21 protein-coding genes and 1 tRNA gene are annotated in these 22,749 nt (G+C 32.9%); 17 read left to right on the top strand and 5 right to left on the bottom strand.

Annotation, left to right across the window (positions count from 1 at the left end; genetic code table 11):
* Positions 1 to 8: 8 nt before the first annotated feature.
* Positions 9 to 1,883: a type VI secretion system baseplate subunit TssF gene (locus BMX49_RS12210; protein ID WP_034719706.1), complete on the bottom strand. Its 1,875-nt coding sequence runs from the start codon at positions 1,881 to 1,883 to the stop codon at positions 9 to 11.
* A 322-nt stretch (positions 1,884 to 2,205) separates the two neighbouring features.
* Here BMX49_RS12210 and tssD point away from each other — a divergent pair, with 322 nt between their 5' ends.
* The 11 genes from tssD (at position 2,206) to BMX49_RS12150 (ending at position 15,096) form a co-directional block, all read left to right on the top strand.
* Positions 2,206 to 2,613 carry a type VI secretion system tube protein TssD gene (gene tssD, locus BMX49_RS12205; RefSeq protein WP_034716375.1) on the top strand — a complete coding sequence of 136 codons (408 nt, stop codon included), beginning with the start codon at positions 2,206 to 2,208 and terminating at the stop codon, positions 2,611 to 2,613.
* 397 nt (positions 2,614 to 3,010) lie between these two features.
* A complete protein-coding gene (locus BMX49_RS12200; RefSeq protein ID WP_034719708.1) occupies positions 3,011 to 4,975 on the top strand; it encodes a type VI secretion system Vgr family protein in 1,965 nt (654 codons plus the stop codon).
* Between the two features lie 2 nt (positions 4,976 to 4,977).
* On the top strand, positions 4,978 to 6,675 hold the full coding sequence (locus BMX49_RS12195; RefSeq protein WP_034719711.1) for a lipase family protein: 1,698 nt from the start codon (positions 4,978 to 4,980) through the stop codon (positions 6,673 to 6,675).
* A gap of 418 nt (positions 6,676 to 7,093) precedes the next feature.
* Positions 7,094 to 8,074: a hypothetical protein gene (locus tag BMX49_RS12185; protein WP_034719715.1), complete on the top strand. Its 981-nt coding sequence runs from the start codon at positions 7,094 to 7,096 to the stop codon at positions 8,072 to 8,074.
* Positions 8,075 to 8,104: 30 nt separating this feature from the next.
* Positions 8,105 to 8,590 (top strand): DUF4280 domain-containing protein, encoded by a 486-nt coding sequence (locus tag BMX49_RS12180; protein ID WP_034719716.1) that lies wholly within the window; start codon positions 8,105 to 8,107, stop codon positions 8,588 to 8,590.
* Positions 8,591 to 8,600: 10 nt separating this feature from the next.
* Positions 8,601 to 11,876 (top strand): hypothetical protein, encoded by a 3,276-nt coding sequence (locus BMX49_RS12175; RefSeq protein ID WP_034719717.1) that lies wholly within the window; start codon positions 8,601 to 8,603, stop codon positions 11,874 to 11,876.
* Positions 11,877 to 11,912: 36 nt separating this feature from the next.
* On the top strand, positions 11,913 to 12,857 hold the full coding sequence (locus BMX49_RS12170) for a hypothetical protein (RefSeq protein WP_034719719.1): 945 nt from the start codon (positions 11,913 to 11,915) through the stop codon (positions 12,855 to 12,857).
* Between the two features lies 1 nt (position 12,858).
* Positions 12,859 to 13,248: a hypothetical protein gene (locus BMX49_RS12165; protein ID WP_034719720.1), complete on the top strand. Its 390-nt coding sequence runs from the start codon at positions 12,859 to 12,861 to the stop codon at positions 13,246 to 13,248.
* Entirely contained in the window at positions 13,245 to 14,177 is a 933-nt protein-coding gene (locus BMX49_RS12160; RefSeq protein WP_126337136.1) for a hypothetical protein, read from the top strand. Before BMX49_RS12165 ends, BMX49_RS12160 begins: the two co-directional genes overlap by 4 nt.
* Positions 14,178 to 14,184: 7 nt before the next feature.
* Positions 14,185 to 14,598 (top strand): hypothetical protein, encoded by a 414-nt coding sequence (locus BMX49_RS12155; protein ID WP_034719724.1) that lies wholly within the window; start codon positions 14,185 to 14,187, stop codon positions 14,596 to 14,598.
* A gap of 3 nt (positions 14,599 to 14,601) precedes the next feature.
* The gene (locus BMX49_RS12150; RefSeq protein ID WP_034719726.1) at positions 14,602 to 15,096 is read left to right on the top strand and encodes a hypothetical protein; all 495 of its coding nucleotides are present in this window, start codon (positions 14,602 to 14,604) and stop codon (positions 15,094 to 15,096) included.
* 61 nt (positions 15,097 to 15,157) lie between these two features.
* On the opposite strand, the gene BMX49_RS12145 is transcribed toward BMX49_RS12150, so the two are convergent.
* Entirely contained in the window at positions 15,158 to 15,358 is a 201-nt protein-coding gene (locus BMX49_RS12145) for a hypothetical protein (RefSeq protein WP_126337133.1), read from the bottom strand.
* A 601-nt stretch (positions 15,359 to 15,959) separates the two neighbouring features.
* On the opposite strand from BMX49_RS12145, the gene BMX49_RS12135 reads away from it, so the two are divergent.
* A complete protein-coding gene (locus BMX49_RS12135; RefSeq protein ID WP_074726736.1) occupies positions 15,960 to 16,334 on the top strand; it encodes a hypothetical protein in 375 nt (124 codons plus the stop codon).
* Here the strand turns inward: BMX49_RS12135 and BMX49_RS14945 are convergent.
* Positions 16,321 to 16,683 carry an integrase core domain-containing protein gene (locus BMX49_RS14945; RefSeq protein ID WP_375600481.1) on the bottom strand — a complete coding sequence of 121 codons (363 nt, stop codon included), beginning with the start codon at positions 16,681 to 16,683 and terminating at the stop codon, positions 16,321 to 16,323. The two genes, BMX49_RS12135 and BMX49_RS14945, sit on opposite strands and share 14 nt — an antisense overlap.
* A 317-nt stretch (positions 16,684 to 17,000) precedes the next feature.
* Between BMX49_RS14945 and BMX49_RS12120 the strand changes: the two genes are divergently transcribed.
* From BMX49_RS12120 to BMX49_RS12100, 5 genes are all read left to right on the top strand, one after another.
* A complete protein-coding gene (locus BMX49_RS12120) occupies positions 17,001 to 18,023 on the top strand; it encodes a DUF2931 family protein (protein ID WP_034719736.1) in 1,023 nt (340 codons plus the stop codon).
* A gap of 177 nt (positions 18,024 to 18,200) precedes the next feature.
* Entirely contained in the window at positions 18,201 to 18,410 is a 210-nt protein-coding gene (locus BMX49_RS12115; protein WP_034719739.1) for a LysM peptidoglycan-binding domain-containing protein, read from the top strand.
* Positions 18,411 to 18,490: 80 nt separating this feature from the next.
* The gene (locus BMX49_RS12110) at positions 18,491 to 19,033 is read left to right on the top strand and encodes a hypothetical protein (RefSeq protein WP_034719740.1); all 543 of its coding nucleotides are present in this window, start codon (positions 18,491 to 18,493) and stop codon (positions 19,031 to 19,033) included.
* Between the two features lie 237 nt (positions 19,034 to 19,270).
* A complete protein-coding gene (locus tag BMX49_RS14620; RefSeq protein WP_051803747.1) occupies positions 19,271 to 19,981 on the top strand; it encodes a hypothetical protein in 711 nt (236 codons plus the stop codon).
* A 181-nt stretch (positions 19,982 to 20,162) separates the two neighbouring features.
* Positions 20,163 to 20,504 carry a hypothetical protein gene (locus BMX49_RS12100; protein WP_034719742.1) on the top strand — a complete coding sequence of 114 codons (342 nt, stop codon included), beginning with the start codon at positions 20,163 to 20,165 and terminating at the stop codon, positions 20,502 to 20,504.
* Between the two features lie 741 nt (positions 20,505 to 21,245).
* On the opposite strand, the gene BMX49_RS12095 is transcribed toward BMX49_RS12100, so the two are convergent.
* Together BMX49_RS12095 and BMX49_RS12090 are read right to left on the bottom strand one after the other, a co-directional pair.
* Positions 21,246 to 21,332: transfer RNA gene (locus BMX49_RS12095), tRNA-Ser, on the bottom strand.
* Between the two features lie 68 nt (positions 21,333 to 21,400).
* Positions 21,401 to 22,420, bottom strand: coding sequence for an asparaginase (locus BMX49_RS12090; protein ID WP_034719744.1), 1,020 nt, complete (start codon positions 22,418 to 22,420; stop codon positions 21,401 to 21,403).
* Between the last annotated feature and the right edge of the window lie 329 nt (positions 22,421 to 22,749).

The following is a 22,749-nucleotide window of genomic DNA, read 5'->3' as shown; positions in this document are numbered from 1 at the left end:
TGGACCCTTTAAACTTGTAGAATGGCTGCGTCTTCGTTGATCTTCAATCTGTATTCTATTCCATCTATCGCTTTATTTTTAATATTATTTTTCATGGTGGTCGCCATGTTATTCCAGTATTTACTTCCGTAATACGAATAATCCTGTACCACAATATCGATATCTACTGTTCTTATAAATCCTTCGTGCGGGCGATCACTGATCATAGTTCCTCTGGAGACCTCTATTTTTTTTAGAGAATCTTTCAGGATCATTTTGCAATAATTTTTTACGTCTTCTACCGAAATTATTTTGTCTTTCGTGGTGAGTGCATATTTATACGCTAAAATAGTATCAGACTGTTTCTGCTCTTCTGCACCGCCTGAAGTTTGGGTAAGAAGTGTTATAGACTGCGCTCTTTTTTGAGAATTAAATACCGTTCCTGGCCGAATACTATTAGCCAAATTACAATGAGAAATCCAGAAAGAAGCGTAAGTGTGCGCTGCGCTTTCGACTGGTTCTATGATGACATAGTTGACATCTTCCTTTAATTCCTGATTGGCGATTTCTACTTTCTTCATCAAACCTTTCATCTTTTCAGAAATTTCTCCCAGAACATCTTTTACTTTGTCCCGATTGATAATTGAAAATGCTGCAACTTCATCGCGAAGTAATTCCATCACGTGCGCCATTAAATCGGTTGCATTGCGTTTGGTAAATCTTTCCATACCTCCTTTTCGTAAAGTATATAGATCACAGTCAAAATTTCCTGTGGGGGTGAAAGGGATTTCCCGGTATTTTTTTCCTTTCCCATCAATAACTTCATCCACGTAAAGAAAGAATTCGTCATCGGTTGTTTCCAGCGGAATATTATTTCCCATAATATCCAAAGCATATTCGGTCTTTTTCCAGCCGCGATTGTAGATCGGAAAAGCGTTTAATACAAAAAGAAAATTTTCCAGAATTTCGGCAGTAAATTGGGGAGGGAATTCAAGATTTAGCCAAAGAATTTTTTTATCTCGATAAGGCGCCCAAGCTGAGCTTCCATCGTCAATATCGTGTGGCAATCCAGGTTCTATTTTTTTGAACATCGAAGGATAAAGACCCGTAACTTCGATAAATTTTTCTCGGTAGGTGTTTTTAATATCTTCTTTAATTTTCTGTTTAATGGACTGGAACTCAAAGATTTTTTCAAAACCCTCGGTCGTAACGTCTTCATGATAACTTAATCCTGAAGAAACCTCTAGAGGAATATCATTGTGGAAAACTTTCACGTGAGGCAAAAGACGATAAACAAAATCAACATTTTCATACGTCGGATTTGAGCAGAATAAGGCAATTTTAGACGGGAAAACTTCTGAGTGGTAGTTACTGATATCGATTCCTAATTTGATCGTTCGGTAATCTTCAACCTTAGCCTCTATCCTAACAATCGGAATTTTATTTAATTCTTCATCAATACTATAAGCTGTATTTCCTACAATAATTAAAGCGGTCTGAGCTTTAATTAATTCCACAGTGTCAATAGGTGTAAAAGAAATCTCGACTTGTTTGTCAGATTGGTTTTTCTGAAGGGAATTGAGTTGCTTCTTGAGGAAGTATTCCGAATGTTCCATAATCATTTCCTTATCCTCGTCTGGATAAGAGAAAGCAATCGCGTGCGCAGGATTGGGGTGCGCATATTTAGTAGGCGTTAATAACCGTGATAATTTTTCTAAAATTCTACCGTTGATGCTTTCAATTTCATTATTCGCTTTAAAAATTTCTGTACTAAAAGCGTCAATCAGCAACTTTACAAAAGGATCAAGAGACTGAATATTTTTTAGTCCCCATAATTTTGTTGCGTTTTGCAACATTCTCGCCTTTATGGCTTCTTTAGAATATATTTGTTGATTTAAATTCATAATTACTTACTGAATATTCGGCATTTCACTAAAAATAGTTTATTTCTCTCAAAAATTAAATCTACAAAAATTATTTTAATTGAAAATCAACTTCTCGAAATTTTAATCCTTTGAAATATAATGTTTTATAAAATTTATTATTTTGAGACATTCAAAATCTTGTCGGTATTTTGGCTTATCCTGAAATTAAAATCAAAATTGTAGTAGAATTACTACAAAGATTTTAATAAAGTGGTTTTATCTTTGAGATATCAAAAGCGTAAGACTTTAGATGAAACAAAAAAAATTTAACAATCAAATAACAATTTAAAATTTAGAAATCATGGCAGCAAACAATTCAAGAGGCGTTCTGAAATTCAATGGAGGAGCAGAACAAAAAGTGTTAAAACTGAACTATAGTGTATCAAGATCGACTGACGTTTCCGGACGGGTAGCTTCTGATCCTTCAAATGCTTTAATTAAAATTACGATCGAGGCGACCGAAGATGCACACGTATTGGAAAGTTTATTAAACGGTAAATACAAACCAACAACGGGTGAAATTACTTTCAATAAATCCCACGAAGAAGGAACTTTGATCAATCTAAAATGGAACAACGGTTACGTAATCCAGCACGAAGTTGATTTCGACGCGATCGATTCAGACAATATGTTGATTTCTTTCGTCGTAAGTGCAGAGAAAATCGACTACGGTACATCAGCTTATGAAGGAGTTTGGCCTGGTAAATAGAGATAAAGTGTAAATATTACAATACATTTTAAAACTTTATTAAAATTCCTGATAGAGGTGCTGTATGCAGATTTTATCGGGAATTTTTTTTAAATCCGTTTTCATTTCTATCATTTTTCAGGACTTAAAAACTTATTTATTTTAAAGCAACCTTTTTTTATTAAAGGATTAACATTTTAATAAAGAATAGTTTTTATGTTTGATAAATCTTTCAATTAAGTACAATTTAAGTGTCTGTTTTTAAGATTAAAGGTTTAATTTTAGTACATCAATTTTTACGAGAAAGATGGGGAACGTATTAATTGAATAAAAATTTAAGCAATATTTGTAATCAACTATCAACTATCAACCATCAACTATCAATCATCAAACACCCATCACCTAACACCCAATAATTATGGCAAAAACAAACGGAACTTCAGCACCTACTTTCAAGCCTGATAATAGTGCGAAATCGATTTCTGCCAGTCAGGTTTTTGGGATCAACAGACTCGTGAAACTTTTGGTGGTCATCGAAGGAAAAGTCATTTCCCATTACAAGCATTTCAATTTAAGTCAACATAGTGGAAAACACCACCGCTTTGAAATCGTCTTGGCTTATGATTCTCTGGGAAACCGCGAGAATCAAAATTTAGAATCCTCCAACGAGTTTTTAGGAAAAAGAATTACCATTGTTCAAAAATATAAAGATATTCCAGACAGTCCAGAGCGAACATTTGTAGGCGTAATCACTGAGGTTGGTTATTTACAGGATCAAAGTGGACTTGGAAATATTGTGCTTTCGGGTTACAGTCCAACCATTTTATTGGATGCAGCGCCACATACCCAAAGTTTTGGTGGAGCGCAACCCGTGAACATGAGTATCATTGCGAATCAATTGATCAAAGAAGGAATTAATACCGGCAGTTACGACGTAAGAGTTGATGCGAATGACTATTCAGAAATTATCTATAGTTCTCAATACAATGAAACCCATTACAACTATCTGGCAAGAATGGCTGAAGCCTACGGCGAGCAGTTTTATTATGACGGCGAAGTCTTGCACTTTGGTAAATTACCTGCTCAAAATCAACCTTTATCCCTAATTTATGGCAGCAACGTCAATGACATTAAAATAGAAATAAAAGCAGTTCACACCAAACCCCAGTTTTACGGGTACAACAGCAGTCAGAATGCTAAACTAACTTCGGGTGCAACTCCAGCAAAACATAAAAGTGATCTGGCTAATATTGCCTACAAAAAGAATGATTCGGAAAGCGCAATCTTTAAAACACCAGCTTTACAGATAGCACCAATCCGGGCTACTACTGATAAAGATGTAGTGAATTCTCAAACTAGTGCGGCAGGAAGTAAAGCCGTGGAAGTTTTAAACGTAAGCGGGACAACCACAATCCCGTTTTTATATCCAGGTTGTGTAGCAGATCTGGAAATGCGCAAAGAAGACAGCAATCAGACTTCTTACTTTACAAGATTAATGATCATTGAAACAACGCACGATGTCGATACTTTGGGACATTACAAAGGAACGTTCAAGGCTATCGCAAGTGACACTGGATTTTTACCAAAACCGGAGTTTACGATCCCGATTGCACAACCACAGTTAGCAACCGTTATTTCCAACACCGATCCCTCAGGACAAGGAAGAGTAACGGTAAAATTCGACTGGCAATTGCACGACACGACTGATTTTATCAGAATGATGAGTCCGGATGCGGGAGGCACGGATCAGGTTTCTCAGAATCGTGGTTACGTTGCGATTCCGGAAGTGGGTGATCAAGTGATGGTTGGTTTTGTTCACAATCATCCTGATAGACCTTTTGTGATGGGTGGAATGTTTCATGGCCAGGTTGGATTGGGAGGTGGAGCGGATAACCGCGTGAAATCTATCCAAACCAGAAGTGGACACCGAATCGTTTTCACAGAAGATGAAAGCATCATTATCACCGACAAATCTGGAAACGAAATTCATTTAGATACGACAGGAAGTAATATTAATATTACAGCACCGGAAACGATGACGCTGAATTGTAAGAATATGAATATTAATGTAGGGGAAAATATGACTACAAATGTGGGAATGAATGCGAGTGAAATGATTGGTATGAATAATACTCAAACAGTAGGCATGAACACTACCCAAAGTATTGGTGCGATGAAAATGACTTCTGTCTTGGGAGATGCAAGTATGTTTATTACGGGCAAATTGATGGAAGTTATTGAAGGTGATGTGCATAGTGAAACGAAAATGGAAAGAAATGAAGTCAGTGAAAAAACGATGAATATTCAATCCAAAGAATTTATTCATAAACATGCTCAAAAGGAAGTTCAGAATAATAGTGGTGAGAAATCAAAAGCACACTAAAGATGAGTAGAACAAGAATTGTAAAAGGCACTTACACCAAAATTTCCGCAGGAGGCCATAGCATGTTTGCCAAAGAAAGCATCATAAGTTCTGCGGGAAAAATGATTACTGAAAAAGGTGATGATTCTGGACTGCTCTACACCAAACCTAAAACTCCAGCCAAAACAGAAAGAATTATTGACATCATCATGTTTGTAGCAGGAACAACAGATCCGGTTAACACTACGGGCGAGAAACACCAAGCCAATACCAATTACTGGCGTAATAAAAACAAAAAGGATCAAGATAGCAAAGTTAATTTTTGGGCGAAAGTCAAAGATTTAAAACCACAATATTTAGACCTGCATATTGAAGGAAGTTTTTTCAGCTGGTCTGGAGATAATAATACGGAAGAGCGCAATATTGCAGCAGCTCGTTTATTAGATCTGTTTTTACGGGTCTATAAATTCTGGAAAAATCAAGAAGTCAATCTCCATCTAATTGGACATTCCCACGGTGGAAATGTAATTAATCAGTTTACAGAATTAATTGCAAAAGATGCAAAGTATCCTAAAACCTGGAAGGTGAAAAGCATCACCTATTTATCTACTCCTTTTTTTCAAAAAAAGCATCAATTAAATCACAGTAAACTACATTCGAAATGTAAAATAATCAATGTTTACAATGAATATGATTTAACGCAACAGCTTATTGCCGATTTCAGTTTAGTCAATTTAGAAGGTTTATTGAAATCTTTTGAAATGAAAAAGTTTGATAAAGGGATTGCCACAATGAAAAGCGTTGAGGCAGATCTCATCACAAGTTATCTCAAAGGGTGGTATTCGGAGAAAAAAGCCATCTTGGCCTGGAGAGAAATGTCTAAAACTTTCTTGGGACTGAATCAAATTACTGTTGAAGTCATCAGTTATATCCAAACAATTAAGCCGAATAATGCTGGTTTGCAGAAAGAAAAAAACACCTTCATCGCGCTGCTAAAAAGTTTTCAAACGTGGACGGCAAACGTGCACGGAAATTATGCTACCTCTGGTGCCAATAAGAAATACGATAAAATAACGTGGACGAAAAATTTAAATCTAACTCAAGGTATAACGGTCCTTAATACCTTATTCCATATTGAGTCTGGTGTTAAAGACAGTTACTTATTAACACTTCTTGCAAAAATTTTTGCAGAAAAAAATGGAATCACTGACAGTATTGATAAAACATCTTGGTCACCAGATAAACAAACAAAAGGTCTGAGCATAATTCCAGTGAAAATCACCGAAAAAGATCCTTATCACTCCCGTGGAAAACTAGCGATCTGCAAGGGATTTATAAAAGGAGCTGCGATCGCCTCTCAAAATAATAATCTGGAGGAAGTCTTAATGCGTTTATTTAGTCAGTTTGTTACTCCTGCTAGTTTGGTTACTATCATTAATGGTCTAAATGCAGCTGAATATGTGGTAACTGGTAATTTAGATACGCAAGTTAAAAGATTGGGGAGAAACATAATTGTCTACCAAAGACTTGTAAATCAATTTCATGCAGATTTGGTTGCAGAAAAAGATAAAAGCATAAAATTAATGCAGCGACCAGGGACAATTCCTTACTTAGCGACCTCATCTCACAGTTTGAGCCACACCCAATTTTGGCCAAAAGTTGAAACTGGTTTAAAAGAAGCCTTTGGATCCGGAAAAAACCTTGGTTACAAAAAGAAATAAATATGAAAACTAGCCCCCAAATAATAATCTCGAGCGTTTTGATATTTATAATCTCATCATTGGGAATTACCTATTTCTATATTGCAAGCCACCTTCATTCTGATTTGGCAGAGATTCAAGCTCAATCAATTATCAAAATTTTTCTAGAGCTAGGTCTACTTGGCGCCTTAATTCCTGCACTATTATTCGTGTCGCTTTATTTAGTAACTCGTACAAATAAAAATAAAGTAATGCTCTCTTTGGCAATCGTTGTGATATCGGCTTTAGCTGTAATTTTAGCCATTAGATTTATGATGTATATGACTTTTCACGAGTTCAGTCCAATGATTCAATTTCATCCAATACACTGATCAGGTGCTAGTAACAGGATTTACAAGTTAATACCGAAGGATCAGTGCATCAATAAACGTCAACTGAAATGAGCAAAAAAGAGGAAAAGTATAGTAAAGTTAAAACTGAGGGAGTTTTTAATCTGAATCAGACGGCAAAAGAGTTTAACCTGACGACTGCAGAATTAGTTGCTTTTCACAATCAATACTGCGCTATTCATGAATTGCTTCCATTATCACTACCAAAATATGTGGAATATATTTATTTACCGACAAAGAATTTTTTAGAAAGGGATATAAAACTTTTGAAAAGCACGAAACTTACTCTACCTGAAGAATTGAGCGATAAAACTTATGGTGTTATGATAAATTTTTTGCCGAAAGATCTTAAAATTCATTATAAAATAAAAGTAAAACGCACCGCACATTTTCTGGAAATATTTAAAGAAAAAACTTATATTAATAATGAAGAGATTAATCAGACTATTGAACAATTATTTGAAAAAGCCGAACAAGTGCTTTATCCACTGCAAATTATAACCGATGAAAAAGGTAGATTATTCCAGATTATAAATAGCGAAGAAATCAAGAAACGATGGGAAAAAGATTGCAAACCAAAACTTGAAGACTATTATAAATCTGAAACGGCGGAAAATATAATTAGTAAGTTGGATCAGTCTTTCGAAGATGTGAATGAAAAAAAAGAATTACTAGAAAGGAATTTATTTTACAAACTTTTTTTTCAACCACTTTACACAAGCTATCCCGATTTTTTCAAACAAAAACGCTTGCAAATCTATTTTTCAAGTATTAGCAATGAAATTAGTTATGGAGCAGATTGCACTTTAGAAAGAGAGTTTACAAGAGGGGATAAAATTGCCTTACGTATTTCTGGAAAAGAGGAGGGAAATATATTTAATGAAAATATAGAAAAGGGAGAAATAGAATTGCTTTATAAATTTCATAAAAAAAGCAAAGAAATTTTCTCAATTACAGGTTTTGCTTCTGCGGTAGAAGATGGAGTTCCGCACAAAATTGTCTTTCAACTGTATGAAATGCAAAATTCTTAGTAAATTTAGAATTCAGTAAAATCTGGAAATATGAGTGAAAAACATTTAGTTTGTCAAGGTGCACTTTGCAAGTGTAACTTTGGAACAACACCCGATACATTAAAGGTACTGACCCAAACAAAACACTTTATCAACGATAAAGAAGGAAGTAATAAACTGATGGCTACCAACATGGATATTGGCGCTTCCACTTTTGAAAAAAATACATTTGGACCCTGCAAAATGCAACCAATTCCTGGAGGTGGCTTTAAACCTTGCCAAATTGTAGTAACAGCGTGGAGTGGCTTTTATGAAAAAATAACTTTGCAAGACAACAATGGAAAAGCGCTATTGGAAGACAGCAAAGCCACTTGCCCAATTGGCGGGCCAGACTGTATTACGATTATTAATCATGGCCAGACTGCGGAAGTTTCTTCACAGAATGTGGAAAATGCGCATAAAGAGGTTTTGATGGAATTATTTCCTTTCGTGGATCTTAATAAATACATCAGGAAATCAGATATAATAGATTCTTAATATAAAGAAAATGGAAAACTTAACACTGACTGCAATTATTTTAGAACCAAAAAATGCTGAATATAGTGAGCAGTATAGAGCGTTGACCACACAAGAAGGTGAAGGTTTTACGGTAGGTATAAAAGAGTACATTGACGGAAAGAAGGAATTAACAGAAAAAATAGAGATATTAAAAACCGAAAAAAAGACCATTGCTTCGGATTTATTGATAGAGAAAAATAGTCTTTTTGATCAATCCACACGGAGATATAAAGACGGCGGTGATTGGATAAAATTAGAAAATCACAATGGCAAAGAAGTTACTCATGCAGAAGTGAGTATGGATGAAAATATTAAAAAAGCTATAGCAAAAGCAGGAAAATTACAGACCCAAAAAGATGCACAGATAACAACTCTGAAAGATGATTTAGCAAAATTTGAAACTTCTTTCGATTCTGTAGTTTGGGCTTGGAATTTGGCTTACTCAAGAAGTGGATTATCCGCAACTCGAAATTTTGCTTACGATAAAGGACTTAAGGAAATCACTTTAGTGTTATACCAACATTTGCAAGGTGGTGGTTTTGCTTGGGTAGAACCTTTTTTTGAAGGATCTAAGCCAACTTGTAGCACCAAAAATGGGCTTTTTGTTCACACAATTGGTAAATCAAGTGAAATTGTTACTGCTGAATGGTACGGTTATGACAAAGATAAAAAACCAGTTAAACTAAATCAGCCAATTGCTCCTACCGATAAAGTGCAATTACACATTTATACCAAAAGTATGTATGGTCAAAATATAGGTGTAGAGCTGAAGGCAAACGGAAAAACCTTGAAAGCTAGTAGTTACAGCAATAATCTGTACCTATACGCAAGTAAAAACCCCAACACAAAACCAAAAGAATCGGAAACCAAGTACGAAGTAATGGATTCGAAAGAGTTATTCTTAGCGGAAGTAGAGGTATATGATTATTCTGATCCTAATAGCATTCAGCCTCCTGCGGGTGCCATAACGGGAAGTTTGCTTATTTCTGGTGATGATTTTGCGGACGGTAGTATTAAGTCACTTCCTAATGTACAGAAAGCAGTTCTTGATTTGTATATAGATCCTGCATGGTGTTTTGGTGTACCCGAAATAACAATAAATCCTACCATACATTTTGGCGAAACAATAAAGACTTTAGCGGCACCCTTAAAAGTATTGGGTCATAAAAACCCTGATATGCGAATACCAGAAACGGGTAATATGCCGGTATATGTAGACAAAGTGGAAACTAATTTTCAGGAATTTCAGCATTGTAGGTATGATATTATTACTGGTTCATACGCAAAATTAGATAATAGAGATCAGAATGAACCCATCGAAATAGTGTTGTTTAACTCAGAATTAATTTCTGAAAGATCTATTCTTACAATGCCTGTTATTGCGGGTAATAAACAGGCACGGCGAAATGTAAAAATAAAAACGGACGCAGTTACTACAGAATGTATTTATGAAGATGATAAAAATTTAGATCATACACACAAAGTTTTTGATTTGTCATTAATACAGGAAGCGATTGTGATTGAAGAAAGCCATAGAGTGGATGAACATTTAATGATAAATAAACCAAACTTTAGTTTAATTTATGATAGAATCAAATTTACCAAAGAAGAAGAGGGACACGGAGATACAAATGATGATAATGAAATAAACGCTTCACATACTACTATAAAACCAGAAATAAAATCACCAGTAGGAATAAGTGCAACGAGCAAATCCACAATATATAAGGATGAAAGAAAAATTGGTAAATATCCAAATTCAGATACTGAAATTGTGGTAGATGTAGGCTTTGAGTATAAAAAATCTTTGATAAATTATATTTGGCCTATAAAAGAAACTGTGATACAAAACTATCCAATATTACTACATACATGTGCTTATCCAGAAAAAACACTAAATATTGCTGTATACCCTGATATAAAATGGATCGTACAGTTTGCTTATGACTGTGATCCTGAAGAATTTCAGGAAATGCGAAAAGATGAATATGATAAATACTTGGTAAAGATTGAAAATTTAGAAGGTAAGTATAAACCAGAAAAGCTAGAGGATAAAATTTCCAGAATTGATGTAGATATTGAAAATGCAAGAGAGACTTCGAAAACTGCAAAGAAAGAAAAGAAAAAAAATGCACAAAAGCTAATCTCTAAATTAGAACAAAAGAAAGCAAAACAACAATCAAAGCAAAAAAAATACAATAAGAAAAGCAGTAATGCAAAAAAAACGTATAAAAGTGATAGACCAGACTTATTTAATTTCAAAGACAATATAAGTTCTGGGTTATCCGATTTGGTGTTATCATTAAATGTTGAGTACGATCGTCCAGGTGAAGCTATTGAAATTTCTGCAAGTTATAAGAGGTATATAAATCTGGTTAAACAATTAATTGATGTAAAAAATACAATTGAACTGATTTTAGATGGCAAAAAGAAATCTCAAAAAAAATTAGATAAAAAATTTAAAGAAATAGATGAAGTTGATGCCAATGAAAAATTAAAAAATATGGGGGATGCTTTAAAGGGAAGACCTTTATTGTCTGTTGAAATTATTCCACCGTCTTTAGCTTTTTTAGGTTCTTGGTACGCAGAAAGCCCCAAAGATGTAAATATAAATCAAGTTGGTATCGTTGGCGAGATTCAAATTATGGCTAAACCTTTTATTGGAGCAGCGATTACAATGGACTTTTTAGCCTTAGCACAAAAAGCACACCCTATCGCAAGAGGGATTATTACTCTTATTGATTTTGCTGATGCAGCTGAAGTTGGTCCTAAAATTACTCTCGAAATGGAAGTAAGTGGAGAACTTGAAATAGAAGGAAAATTTATGTATAATAGTGCAAGCACTACAACAAATTTTAATAGAAATTCATTATCACAAGATTCCGAAGATGACAGTCCACTAACTGTAAGCGGGGTTTTAAAACTCGAAATAACCGGCAAAATAGAATTTTCCAAGAAAGCAAATTCTTATATTTTTGGCAGTGTAACCGCATACGCCAATGCCGGCTTTGAAGTGAAAACAGGTTTAACACTTTCAGGTGCAATAAAGGCGGATAATAAAGGATTTTTTATAGATCCACTTTTCACTTTTCATGGTCTAATTGTTTCGGGCGTTGCAGAAGCGGGATATAAAGTTGAAAATTCTGACGGAGGCGAATATTTTTCTGATAGCATTGAAGGTAGTTTTGAACTTGTTCTTATGCATGAATACGAAGGAAGTTTTGAAAACTCACAAGGAGAAAAAATTCAATTATATTTAACATAAAATATTTAAGTTATGAGATTTTTTTTAATACTATTAATGATTTATTTAACAGCATGTTCACAAGAAAAAAAAGAAACAATGAAAACAAGCAGAGACATTTACTCCCTCTATAAAGAAATAAAAAAATACAACGAAGAACCGATGTATAAACTTATCCTTACTTCAAGTGAGTGTTCTTTTTACGTATTGGTAAACGACATACCTTTATATAAATTTTTTGGACAAAGTGGCGGTGTTGGGGCAACTTCTCTACCCATGAATTGGAATATTGAAAAATCAGGTAAGCAGAAAATAACAATAAAAATGTATCCAAAGTATAATGCGGATACAAAAGAAGTAGACAAAAATTTAGGAGTAAATGCTGGTGTAAAATTTAGTATTGAAAAAGAAATTAACCAAGAAGACGAAACAATCTTAGAATTTAATACTCCATTTAAAGATTTTGATGGAAAAGGTGGTGGTGGATTTTTATATCCTGAAAGAACATATTATGAAGAAACAATTTTTGTTGATTTAGCAGTGCCTTTTGAAATATCAACATTGAATGATGCGCAAAAATTATATACAGATAATTCTGAAAAATTGAAACAATTGGAGAAGGAGGCTGTTTCGAAATATAACCAGATAAGGGATATTTATATGACTGGCACAAAAGACGAACTTGCAAGCATTAATTATGGTAAAGAAAAAAGAATTGCTCAACAGTTGTATTATAATAAAGAAGAAATTAAAAATGGTTGGGACAATGATTATCAATTTAGAACGGATTCTAATTTGGAATTTTTTGATTTGAAACCTGTAGAAAATTACAAAATGACCTTTTACGCCGAAGGAAAATTAGTTTGTTTAGAAAAAATAAATAATAAAAAATCTGCACTATGGGGAGGTTTCAAGAGAAAAGATAAAGATGTAGGGACGACAACTTATATAATTGTATATCTATATCGACCAAACGGAAGTACAAAATTGCAAGTCTTCTAAAATGATAGTAAAAATTTTTGGCATAATTTTAATTTTACTTGGCGGTTTTTTAGCTTTTGGTATGATTGGTTCTTTATTAAGAATTATGTCAGGGACGAAGACAAAAGCAAAAATTGTTGCAATTGAGAAAGTTAATAATAATTATGAAAAATTTGGAAGCTCAACATATTCAAATTACCCCATTCTTCAATTTGATTATAAAAACACAACTATAAAAAAAGTAGATAAAAGTGTTGGTAGCAATCCAGAAGATCTAAACACTTACATATACATATATTATAGTGAAAAATACGGTATTAGCAGAGATTTCTCTGCGGTAGAGGTTGTTTTTTCTATTATTTCTTTAGCTTTTATTTTTTTTGGCTTTGTTGCTTTATTCAAATCAAATTGAATTTATTATATCTTATCGTGTTAGTACCTATCTTGTCGTGTAGTAAACACACTGCACAAGATAGATATGTTAAAAAAAACTTTAATTACGAACCAATATATCGATTAGAAATAACAAGTTCATTATCATACCTTATTAAAATAAATGGTATTACCATCGCTATTAAAAATCAAAACGCTGGTAATACGAGATGGTTTCTAATTAATAATTGTATTCCGAAATCAGGCAAGCAAGATATTGAAGTTACAATCTCACCTCAGATGAACTCTGATGGTTTAAAGCACATGGAATTTATTGGAAATGATAAATCATTTGAATTGGAAGTCGAACGCACTTCGTGGAAAAATGGAAGCCTATCTGAACCAAGAGTAATATATAAACACGAATTACCGGAAGGTGATTATTCTCAAAAAAAATTATACAGTACTAAAAGTATTTTTAAGGCTGAAGTTTCATATCAACTTATCGATTGGAAAAATGGAAAAGATTTGAAAAAAATTCACAGTGTAATGTTAGCAGAAGATGTCCTTAAATTGTATGGAAAAATTAAATCACATTACGAAAATCAACAAGGCGAAGATTATATAAGGCTTGTTGAGAAAGGAATGTTTAACATTGCACAGGGAGGTTATTTAAAACCAAATGAATATGAAACATTAAAAAAAGATGAATTAGATTTTATTAATGAAGAACTTACTCCTCTAGAAAATTTGGAAAATTATTCTTTAGAAATATCTAGTGATGAAAAGCTTGTTTCATTAAAAAGAACAGATGGATATAATACTGTAGAAGGTGTTTTGAGAAGAAAATTTATAGAATCTGGACAAGAAAAGGTTTATATTGATGATCTTAATTTTTATATGCCGCAAAATAATAATTCGCTCGAAGTGATCGTATATCAAAATTTAGAAAAATCGTATAACACGTAAAAAATACATGTCATTTTCAAGCAAAAAAGGTAAAGATACATTTGCGAAAAACATAGTTTTAGCGATAATTATATTTTTCATAATTATCAACTTACTATTTTTAACGCAGAAATCTTACATGATTAATTATTTAGGAGTAGATTCTAAAGGGTTAGTTATAGATGTCGATAGTACTCATGAAGGATATTATAAATATCAATTTAATTATAAAATTAGACTAAAGAATGGAGAGAAAGTAAAGATCTCTGAAGGTAATTATAAAAAGAAAACTCATCAAATCGGAGAAGCTGTAAACGTAAAAACGTACAAAAAAGATTCGGAATTTAGTACGCCTTCTCCTAATCTATATATGGCTGTTCCATTGTTATGCATTCTTGGAATTTTTACCAGAATTTATTTTGTTTTTCGTAAATCTTCGTGAACGTTGGAAATCAATCTCAAAGATCAAAAGGAAATGCCTGTTGTTGAGAAATCAGAATTTGTGGATATTGATATACCATATAAAGTGACAGGATGGTTAGGGTCTGTTGATTTATCTAAAGAAAACCAAACTGTTTTAAAGAACGAGGTTCTGTTAAAGTATAGTGAGCTGCGAGAAATTATTAATAAAGGTGAAATAAAAGAATTTCTAAATCAAAATAAAGCAAGAGATAGAGAAGTTTATGAAGGTTTCTATAATGATAAAGAAGTTATAGCAGAAGATAAACAATATTTAGAAGAAAGAATTTCGAAAAGTAAAAATAATATGGTGCAGATAAATGATTACCATGTTAAAATGTATGGAAATGGGAAAGTGATAGCATTAGAAAAAAATGACGGAAAAAGTGCTCTTTACGCTGATGATTCAGAAAATTTGTATTATTATGTAATTCTCTTACATCGTCCAAAACCAGGAACCCCGTTAGAAGTAATCAGGTAATTAAATAAACTTTTTAATTGAAAAACATAGATAAGAGTAGTATTGTAATTTCCATCATTATTTACGCTGTTTTCAGTTTAATTTCTTTCAAACAATTTTTCTCTTTAGGAGCAGAAGCGCAAATACTTAATGTAAATGGACTTATGTTACTTCCATTTACTTGTGGGATTGCAATTTCTTTCCAAATTTTTCTTAATATTTTTTCGAATGAAAACAAGACCACAAAACTTTTATCCGGATTTTTTGTGATTTTCTTTCTCATAATTTGTTTTGCATTAATTGCGAAATTTTGGGAAACTCCTTTGTCCATGTTGATTGCTTTTGCGCTCTTGGAACCGTTGAAGAACAAATTATTGTTAAAGTCGTACGATGGTGACGTATTAACTTGGGTGCTATTTGCTGCGAGTTTCTTAATTCTTTTCTTATCTCATGTTATTGCGAAAATATTGAAGGTTGACCTATTCGAAAAGTATATTTTTGGATTTTTGATGTATGGTTTTATGGCTATTATGAATTGGTATATGTATCGAAATTTACGAAATTTACCGAGTGATTTTTAGTTGAACAATTGAAGATTTTAGGAGAAGCTGTGAACGTAAAAACTTATAAAAGAGATTCGGAATTTAATACACCTTCTCCTAATCTATATATGGATATTCCTTTATTATGTATTCTTGGAATCTTTATAAGAATTTATTTTGTTTGTTGAAAATCTGCATGAACGTTTAAAATAAACTAATAATAGAATATTTGCACTTTTGGGTACATTTGAGAAAAAAGTGGATGGTGAGATCACTACAACTTATCTAGTTTTATATCTATATCGTCCAAAAGGAAGTACAATTTTAAAGATATATTAAGTTATGGTCATAAGAATATTTGGAATTATTATGATATTGCTGGGGAGTTTTTTAACATATGGTGTTATCGGAAGCTCTTTACCGATTGTATACGGTACTAAACTCAAAGCAAAAATTACTACTGTGGAACAGGTTAAAAATAAGAGATTTACATATGTATATTATCCTGTTATTGAATTTACTTATAAAAATAAACTAAGGAAAATTACGGATAAAAGTAGTGACGTTGATAAGGATAAAAGAAATGTTCTGCTTACTATTTATTATAGCGAAAAATATGGAATCAGTCGCGGTTTTTCTGCAGTTCATGTCGTTTTTTCTATTATTTCTGTAGTTTTTATTTTTTTTGGCTTTGTTGCTTTATTCAAATCAAAATGAAATTATTACATTTTGTCGTTTTATTATTTACTTTTTCCTTCAGCAAAAACATTACACAAGATAATATCCAACAAAAAAATTTGCTTATGAACCTGTAGAGTCCCAATTTTAAGTACGGTTCAAAAATAGAATCTTTTCTTGATAGTTCGATTCTGTTGTTGTCGGTTGTGGGCAAGTGGTCAGGAAAAGCACTGGCTTTAGCGATGGCTTGCTGTCTATTTTTCCACATTACAGGTGATAATCCGCCCGGGGAATCATGTGGCCTTTCGTGGTTGTAATCTGTAACCCATTGCTGGGTAACACTCCTTACATCATCCAGATTTTCAAAAATATAGGCATTTAGGAAGATGATTTTTTAATAGGCAAAAAATTACTTCGAAATAACTTCATATAGAGTTTTCAATTCAGAAAAAAATTTTTGATAATGTCTAGCAGCATAGAAAATACAAATTAAAATTTTATTTTTTGACCACAAAGAAAATATATTGTATTTAGTGTAGTAATTTTAATAGTGGACTTTATGCGCATTAATAAAATTAATGATTAAATTTTTGGTTTGAAATGGTAACGAAAAACTATAAATAGATGAGAAAATTGCTAAATCTTACAAAGATTGTTTTGGTCATATTCAACTTCGCAATCATATCTTGCCAACAAGACAATAGCATGAAGAGATTTAAATACAACACAGGGAGTTCATGTCCGTCATATTACGGTATTACGACTTATGAACAGGTAATGTATTCAGATAGTGACGAAATGATTATGATAGATGGAGTAGGTTCTTTGCGCTCGCCGTGGGGCGATGGCGGAGTAACTTTTATAAAAAATTCGCCGTCGGAAAATTCAGTACCCAAGACCCTTAATATAGGCTACTATTCAGATACTGAGGATCAATTTTACGAAGGTGAGTTTCAACTTCCAAGTGAGGAAATAGAAAAATTTCTGGAAGAGAAATCTAAAAATTTTGGCGTAAAATCGCAGAATATTAATGAGCATAAATATGATAGAATTGAGATCGGTGTGGCGCTCGGAGGAATGATCGTGGTTTGGATGAAGGGTGAAGGTGAACAAAGAGAAGTTGGAAAATATAACGCGAAAATAGTTAAACATCATTGGGAAGATATTTTTGATAATGGAACCCGAGAAGAGGAGGTTAAGTATAATCTTGAAAAGGTTTTTACTAATAAGGTTAAAGAAGAAGTTTTAAACAAAACCTTACCAATTGATTTATGGGAGAAATACCGCGAAAAATTTTCTTGGAATTATAGCGTGAATGTTCCACAAAATGCAGTTGTGAATTCAGTATATTTAAAAATGATCAATGCGGAAGCCGAGACAAATTATTTAAAGATCAGCACTGATCAGCCATCACAAAGAGCGGTACCATATCAAGCGGAAATAATTTGGACTTTAAACGGAAAAAGATATGAATCGAGAATTATTTTTGCAGAAGGTGAGAATTATTATAACACGATCTACAAAGCAACAATAGCAAGTAGCGACAATCCTTATCCTGCAGATTTAACAAAAGAGGAGATTTACCAGAACTTCATAAAAATTAAGCCGGGTCATCCTGCAGAATTAATTTTTAATCTTTCTACCAGCAGAGAAATTAATGTTAACTTAAAGCAGGAAAACACAAGTTTTAACATTAGAAAAATTACAGGAAAAACTTTTCAACAGTAAAATGAAGTATTTTATTTATAGTTCTATCTTATTTATATTAATTCTAAAGTTATCGCTACGTTAATTCTAGATTAGGTGTAAAGTAGGTAGAAAAAGAATTTTTTGTTTGTAAATAGATTTCGAAAATAGGTGTGAAAATAAAAACTAACAAGAATTGATTTTAAATTAATAATTTCTGTGGAAAATTTTAACAAACATACCATCCAAGAAAACGAAACATTGAAAAGTATTGCCCTTCTCTACGAAATTCCTGTGGAAGAACTTTTAGTGTTCCATAATAATCAGAGTAAAGAGAATGATGAACTTTTAATAAATATCCGACATTTTATCACTGATCATTGGAGCCGTGTGGCAATTCATGGTGAAGAATTTTTCGACACAATTTAATTGGATTATAATTACGGTAATTTTATTATTAATATTTTTGTTTATTTACTCATCCTATGATGTAGTGAGTCTAACCAGTTATGAAAAGTCAATGGAAATGTAAATGGCACAGTGAGTTTAACGAGAATGAATTTAGAACCTACAGTCCAGGATCAGAAGAATGCATGGTTATACTCTGGGAATCAGTTGAAGCTATATTTTTAAGCAATCAGACTCCTAGAGATGGTGACTATCACAATTTTAAATATACTTTTTTCTTAAATAAGGAGCCTGAAATAGTTAAGAATGAAAATCAAAGCTGGTTCAATCGAATTATTGGGAAAATATTACCAAAAGTAAAAATAAGTGGACTGCCGACATATGAGACAGATGATCATATTCAAAAAGATTTTAAATCCATTGCACCAGCAATTGAAAAATATTTAGGAATTACGAATACAAACCAGAAATCTTTTCTCTCAATGAAGTTTGGAAATAAGGTTGAGGATCTAAAAAAAACCAACAATCAATATTATACAGAAGGCAAATCTCTTAAATACTTTGGTTTTTACAAGATCTTTGACTGGAACACAAAACTTGAAGATGCACTGTTAAATCGATTTCGAGAAGAAACAAAGAAATAAAAAAAAATGAAATATCCTATTTATGAAATAGAAGTAAAATTCTTTTATTGTAATACAGAAATTTGGCTCAATGACATTCTTATTTATTCTCATTATGAAGAGAATGGAAGTCTGTGGCTACACTGGCCGATCAAGAACAAATGAAGTCCACTTACCATAATCACTAATTAGATATTTACCTATAAATTAAATCAACTAATAGTATATACGTAGCAATTCCTCAAATTATCCAATTAAATGAAAATAAAATTATTTACCACTAGTGTAATCTTACTTCTGATTACTTTTTACAGCTGTCAAAAAATTGAAAATCCGAAAAACATCTGTAAAGATTGCGGTAGTTTCGATCTGAGCAAAATCACATTCACTGAAAAAATTTCTGACCTTACTGCAAAGACCGAAGTTTGGAAATCAGCAATAGTAAATGATGACAATGAATTAAAATCGGAAGAAGAAGTAACAAAAAAGGATGTTGCGAAATTATATAAATATTCTTTTGCCAATGCTCAAAACTTGATTTTAGGAAGTAAGCCATTTACTTATAATGGTCACTTTGATTTTAACAGTTTACAAATTCTTACCGATCCGAAAAATAAGATAATTGCTTTCAACGCAACTATTTTTTATGACGGAAAGATGGAAGATATAAATGATTTTGTTGAGTATTTAAAAAAGGAAAACAAATCAATGAAAATGACAAAAAATGGAATGTTGGGAGACTTAACGGTTTATCAGTGGTTTTCTGATGATAGAATTATACAATTAGTGAAAGATGACAAGGAAGGTGTTGAAGAAACAATGATTGATGGCAAGACCACAAAACAGAAAAGTACTTACGTAAAATTAACTATTTATGACAGTTCATTCCTAAAAAACGCTATAAATACTATAGTCGATCGAGATATCGATTTTGCTTTATATCATGATAGCCATTTTATAAAAAATTAAAGTTTACGCTTTTTGATTTCTTATATTGTAGACAATGAACTTATTATAAATTTGAAGGTTAATTATTATTTAGCTCTGATCTAAGGTTAGTAAATCTATGATACTCATTTCTTATTGTTGTCTACACTACAAAATTTGATTCTTTCTACAAACCTTTATTATACTGAATAATTAATATTTTATGAAAAAAGTTATTTTAATGCTTTTATCTTTTGTGGTAATGAACAGTTGTAACTCACAACAAAAAATGGACTTAGAAAAAGTTGAATTTACCAAAGATTATAAAGAAATTTTAAAAAACACTAAATTTCAAACAGATGCGCGAGAAATTGTAACTACGCTACCTATTGCATATACGAAAGACGTTGGAGGTTACAAATTTGGTACTGTTTCATTTGTAAACAATGCAAGCACATCAGCCAAAAGTCCTACTGTGGGAGTACTAATTAATAATTCAACAGAGAGGATAACCAAAGGTCTTAAGATAGAGATCGAAGACACTTCAACAGTGATCGTATTTTAACCTATCTAAAAGCAAAATATAAAAATCCTGAAATTATTTCAAAAATTCCTGAAAAGAATCGCGAAGGACAGATTTTAGGAAATGCAGCTTATCAATGGGAATTAAATAATAAAAGAACTGTACTCGTGCAATATTATGAATACACAGATAGAAAGCCAAATATTTCATCTATTCTATAGATTGTTGATAATCAAGCAACATCCGAAGGATTATCAGAAACTGTCGCTTCGCATTTAGAAAGAGCATTTACCCCGTAAGTATCTAATGGATAACTATGATTTCTTTGATTCTAAAATAGTTACTTACTTTCCGCTAGCAATTTTGGTAGTAACAGGAGTAATCTTATTATTACCCAATTCAAAAAGAACAGTTTTAAGGTAACAAGTTTTATTGCTGACCTTGAAAAAAAAATCAGTAGCAAAAAGCATCTTAGAAGTTCATATGAATTCATTGCGGGGAAAACCCTGCTTTTAATCCTTATTTTTATGACCGAATGTTGGATGTCGCTTTCTATATTCCAAAAGGCAAAACAGAATTCGAAATCATGTAGTTTCCAAAGTTACATACTGCGATTTTATAAAATGCTTCGCGGTGAAAGTGAAAAGTGTAGCAGAAGGAATTCTATTAAATATTGCGGTACTTTCGATTACAACTTTAATATTTTTAAAAATATCTTCCAAACAAAAAAACAGGAATATTTATTCCTGTTTTTCTATAATTACATTCGGAAAGTAATTGTTGTAGAGAGGATGGGATTCGAACCCACGGTACAGTTGCCCGTACACTAGCTTTCCAAGCTAGCTCCTTCAACCACTCGGACACCTCTCTGATTGAAGACTGCAAAAATAGCTTAATTAATTGAATTCTAAAAACAGAAAACCTTAAAAATTTAAAGTTTAATTTTCCGATACTTCACCACACAAATTTTTCACAAAATTTTCCGCAAAACTTCCTTCGTAATTTGGATTGTCTAACAGATGCATCGCTTTCGTAATCGCGCTTTCTGCCGTAATGTCATTTCCGCTTATGGCGCCGATTTCCCGAAATATATTAGAGTTCGTATATTTTCCGAAACTTATTCCACCCGAGACACATTGCGAAATCACTACGATTTCAGTTCCGTTTTTTCTGAGTGCTTGCAAAATCTTTTTCGTTTGAACAGTGTTGAAAATCGTGCCCGACCCAAAAACCTGCAATACCAAAACTTTCATATTCGGAATTTCCGTAAAGTGGTTCAAGTGCATTCCAGGGAAAATTCGCCAGAATAAAACATCTTGCGAAATATGAGTGTCCACCGTAAAAGGCTGGTCAGTTTTTGAGCGCCACAAAAAGTCTTTCTCAACGTTTAAATGAACTCCCGACTGTCCTAAAACCGGATAATTCGGCGATTGATAGGCGTCAAAAAATTCCGCCGAATATTTCAAAGTTCTGTTTCCACGCAGCAGTTTATACTCAAAATAAACCGCGACTTCCTGAATCACTGCTTCGTCCTGATCATATAAACTGGCGTAATATAAGCTCGTCAAAAGATTCTCTTTCGCGTCCGTTCGCAAATCGCCAATGGGCAATTGGGAACCTGTTAAGATCACGGGTTTCCGTAAATTCTTCAACATAAAACTCAGAGCCGAAGCACTGTAAGACATCGTATCCGTACCATGCAGAATCAAAAATCCATCGTAATTTTCATATTCTTTACCAATATGAGTGGCGATCATTTTCCATTCTTTCGGACCCATGTCTGATGAATCCAAAGGTTTTTTGAAAGGATAAACCTCCACTTCGCATTCAATCAATTTCATTTCGGGCAACTTTTCGAAAATATTGCCAAAATCAAACGCCTGCAAACTGCCCGTTTCATAATTTTTTTCCATGCCGATCGTTCCACCGGTGTAGATCAGCAGCACTTTTCTTTTCATCTTTCAAAAATACAGCATTTCGCAGAATATTAAAAATTCCTCTTTGGGCGATTTTTTTAGATTTTTGCCACACCAAATTCCCTCCCAAAAAATTTAAAAAACCGGGCTCTCCGTTGCAATTCCTCATGCAGCCGCTGATGAAATCACTGCACTAATTTTCCCTCCGCCTATTCTGGGATTTCCACCGCGATCCCTATCGCAACGATTCTGCTGCATAAAGCGTTTTTAGAGCTCTAAGCTCTAATGACGCTCATAGAAAGCAACTACGCAAAAATCAGACTTATCAGAGCTCGTTTCGCTCGCGTCTCTCAGTCCATAAAACATTTCGC

The organism is Kaistella antarctica (genome assembly GCF_900109615.1).
In the GTDB taxonomy this organism is placed as follows: Bacteria; Bacteroidota; Bacteroidia; order Flavobacteriales; family Weeksellaceae; genus Kaistella; species Kaistella antarctica.
This window is presented reverse-complemented; position numbering and strand designations above follow the sequence as displayed.

Bases quoted from the DNA above. Each gene is read 5' to 3' on its own strand.
- BMX49_RS12135 (WP_074726736.1), top strand. From the start codon at position 15,960: ATGGTCATAAGAATATTTGGAATTATTATGATATTGCTGGGGAGTTTT.
- BMX49_RS12145 (WP_126337133.1), bottom strand. From the start codon at position 15,358: ATGAGAAAGAAAATCACAAAAAATCCGGATAAAAGTTTTGTGGTCTTG.
- tssD (WP_034716375.1), top strand. From the start codon at position 2,206: ATGGCAGCAAACAATTCAAGAGGCGTTCTGAAATTCAATGGAGGAGCA.
- BMX49_RS12170 (WP_034719719.1), top strand. From the start codon at position 11,913: ATGATTTATTTAACAGCATGTTCACAAGAAAAAAAAGAAACAATGAAA.
- BMX49_RS12200 (WP_034719708.1), top strand. From the start codon at position 3,011: ATGGCAAAAACAAACGGAACTTCAGCACCTACTTTCAAGCCTGATAAT.
- BMX49_RS14620 (WP_051803747.1), top strand. From the start codon at position 19,271: ATGAAAATAAAATTATTTACCACTAGTGTAATCTTACTTCTGATTACT.
- BMX49_RS12155 (WP_034719724.1), top strand. From the start codon at position 14,185: ATGTCATTTTCAAGCAAAAAAGGTAAAGATACATTTGCGAAAAACATA.
- BMX49_RS12100 (WP_034719742.1), top strand. From the start codon at position 20,163: ATGAAAAAAGTTATTTTAATGCTTTTATCTTTTGTGGTAATGAACAGT.
- BMX49_RS12120 (WP_034719736.1), top strand. From the start codon at position 17,001: ATGAAGAGATTTAAATACAACACAGGGAGTTCATGTCCGTCATATTAC.
- BMX49_RS12090 (WP_034719744.1), bottom strand. From the start codon at position 22,420: ATGAAAAGAAAAGTGCTGCTGATCTACACCGGTGGAACGATCGGCATG.
- BMX49_RS12210 (WP_034719706.1), bottom strand. From the start codon at position 1,883: ATGAATTTAAATCAACAAATATATTCTAAAGAAGCCATAAAGGCGAGA.
- BMX49_RS12180 (WP_034719716.1), top strand. From the start codon at position 8,105: ATGAGTGAAAAACATTTAGTTTGTCAAGGTGCACTTTGCAAGTGTAAC.
- BMX49_RS12185 (WP_034719715.1), top strand. From the start codon at position 7,094: ATGAGCAAAAAAGAGGAAAAGTATAGTAAAGTTAAAACTGAGGGAGTT.
- BMX49_RS12195 (WP_034719711.1), top strand. From the start codon at position 4,978: ATGAGTAGAACAAGAATTGTAAAAGGCACTTACACCAAAATTTCCGCA.
- BMX49_RS12165 (WP_034719720.1), top strand. From the start codon at position 12,859: ATGATAGTAAAAATTTTTGGCATAATTTTAATTTTACTTGGCGGTTTT.
- BMX49_RS12110 (WP_034719740.1), top strand. From the start codon at position 18,491: ATGAAAAGTCAATGGAAATGTAAATGGCACAGTGAGTTTAACGAGAAT.
- BMX49_RS12175 (WP_034719717.1), top strand. From the start codon at position 8,601: ATGGAAAACTTAACACTGACTGCAATTATTTTAGAACCAAAAAATGCT.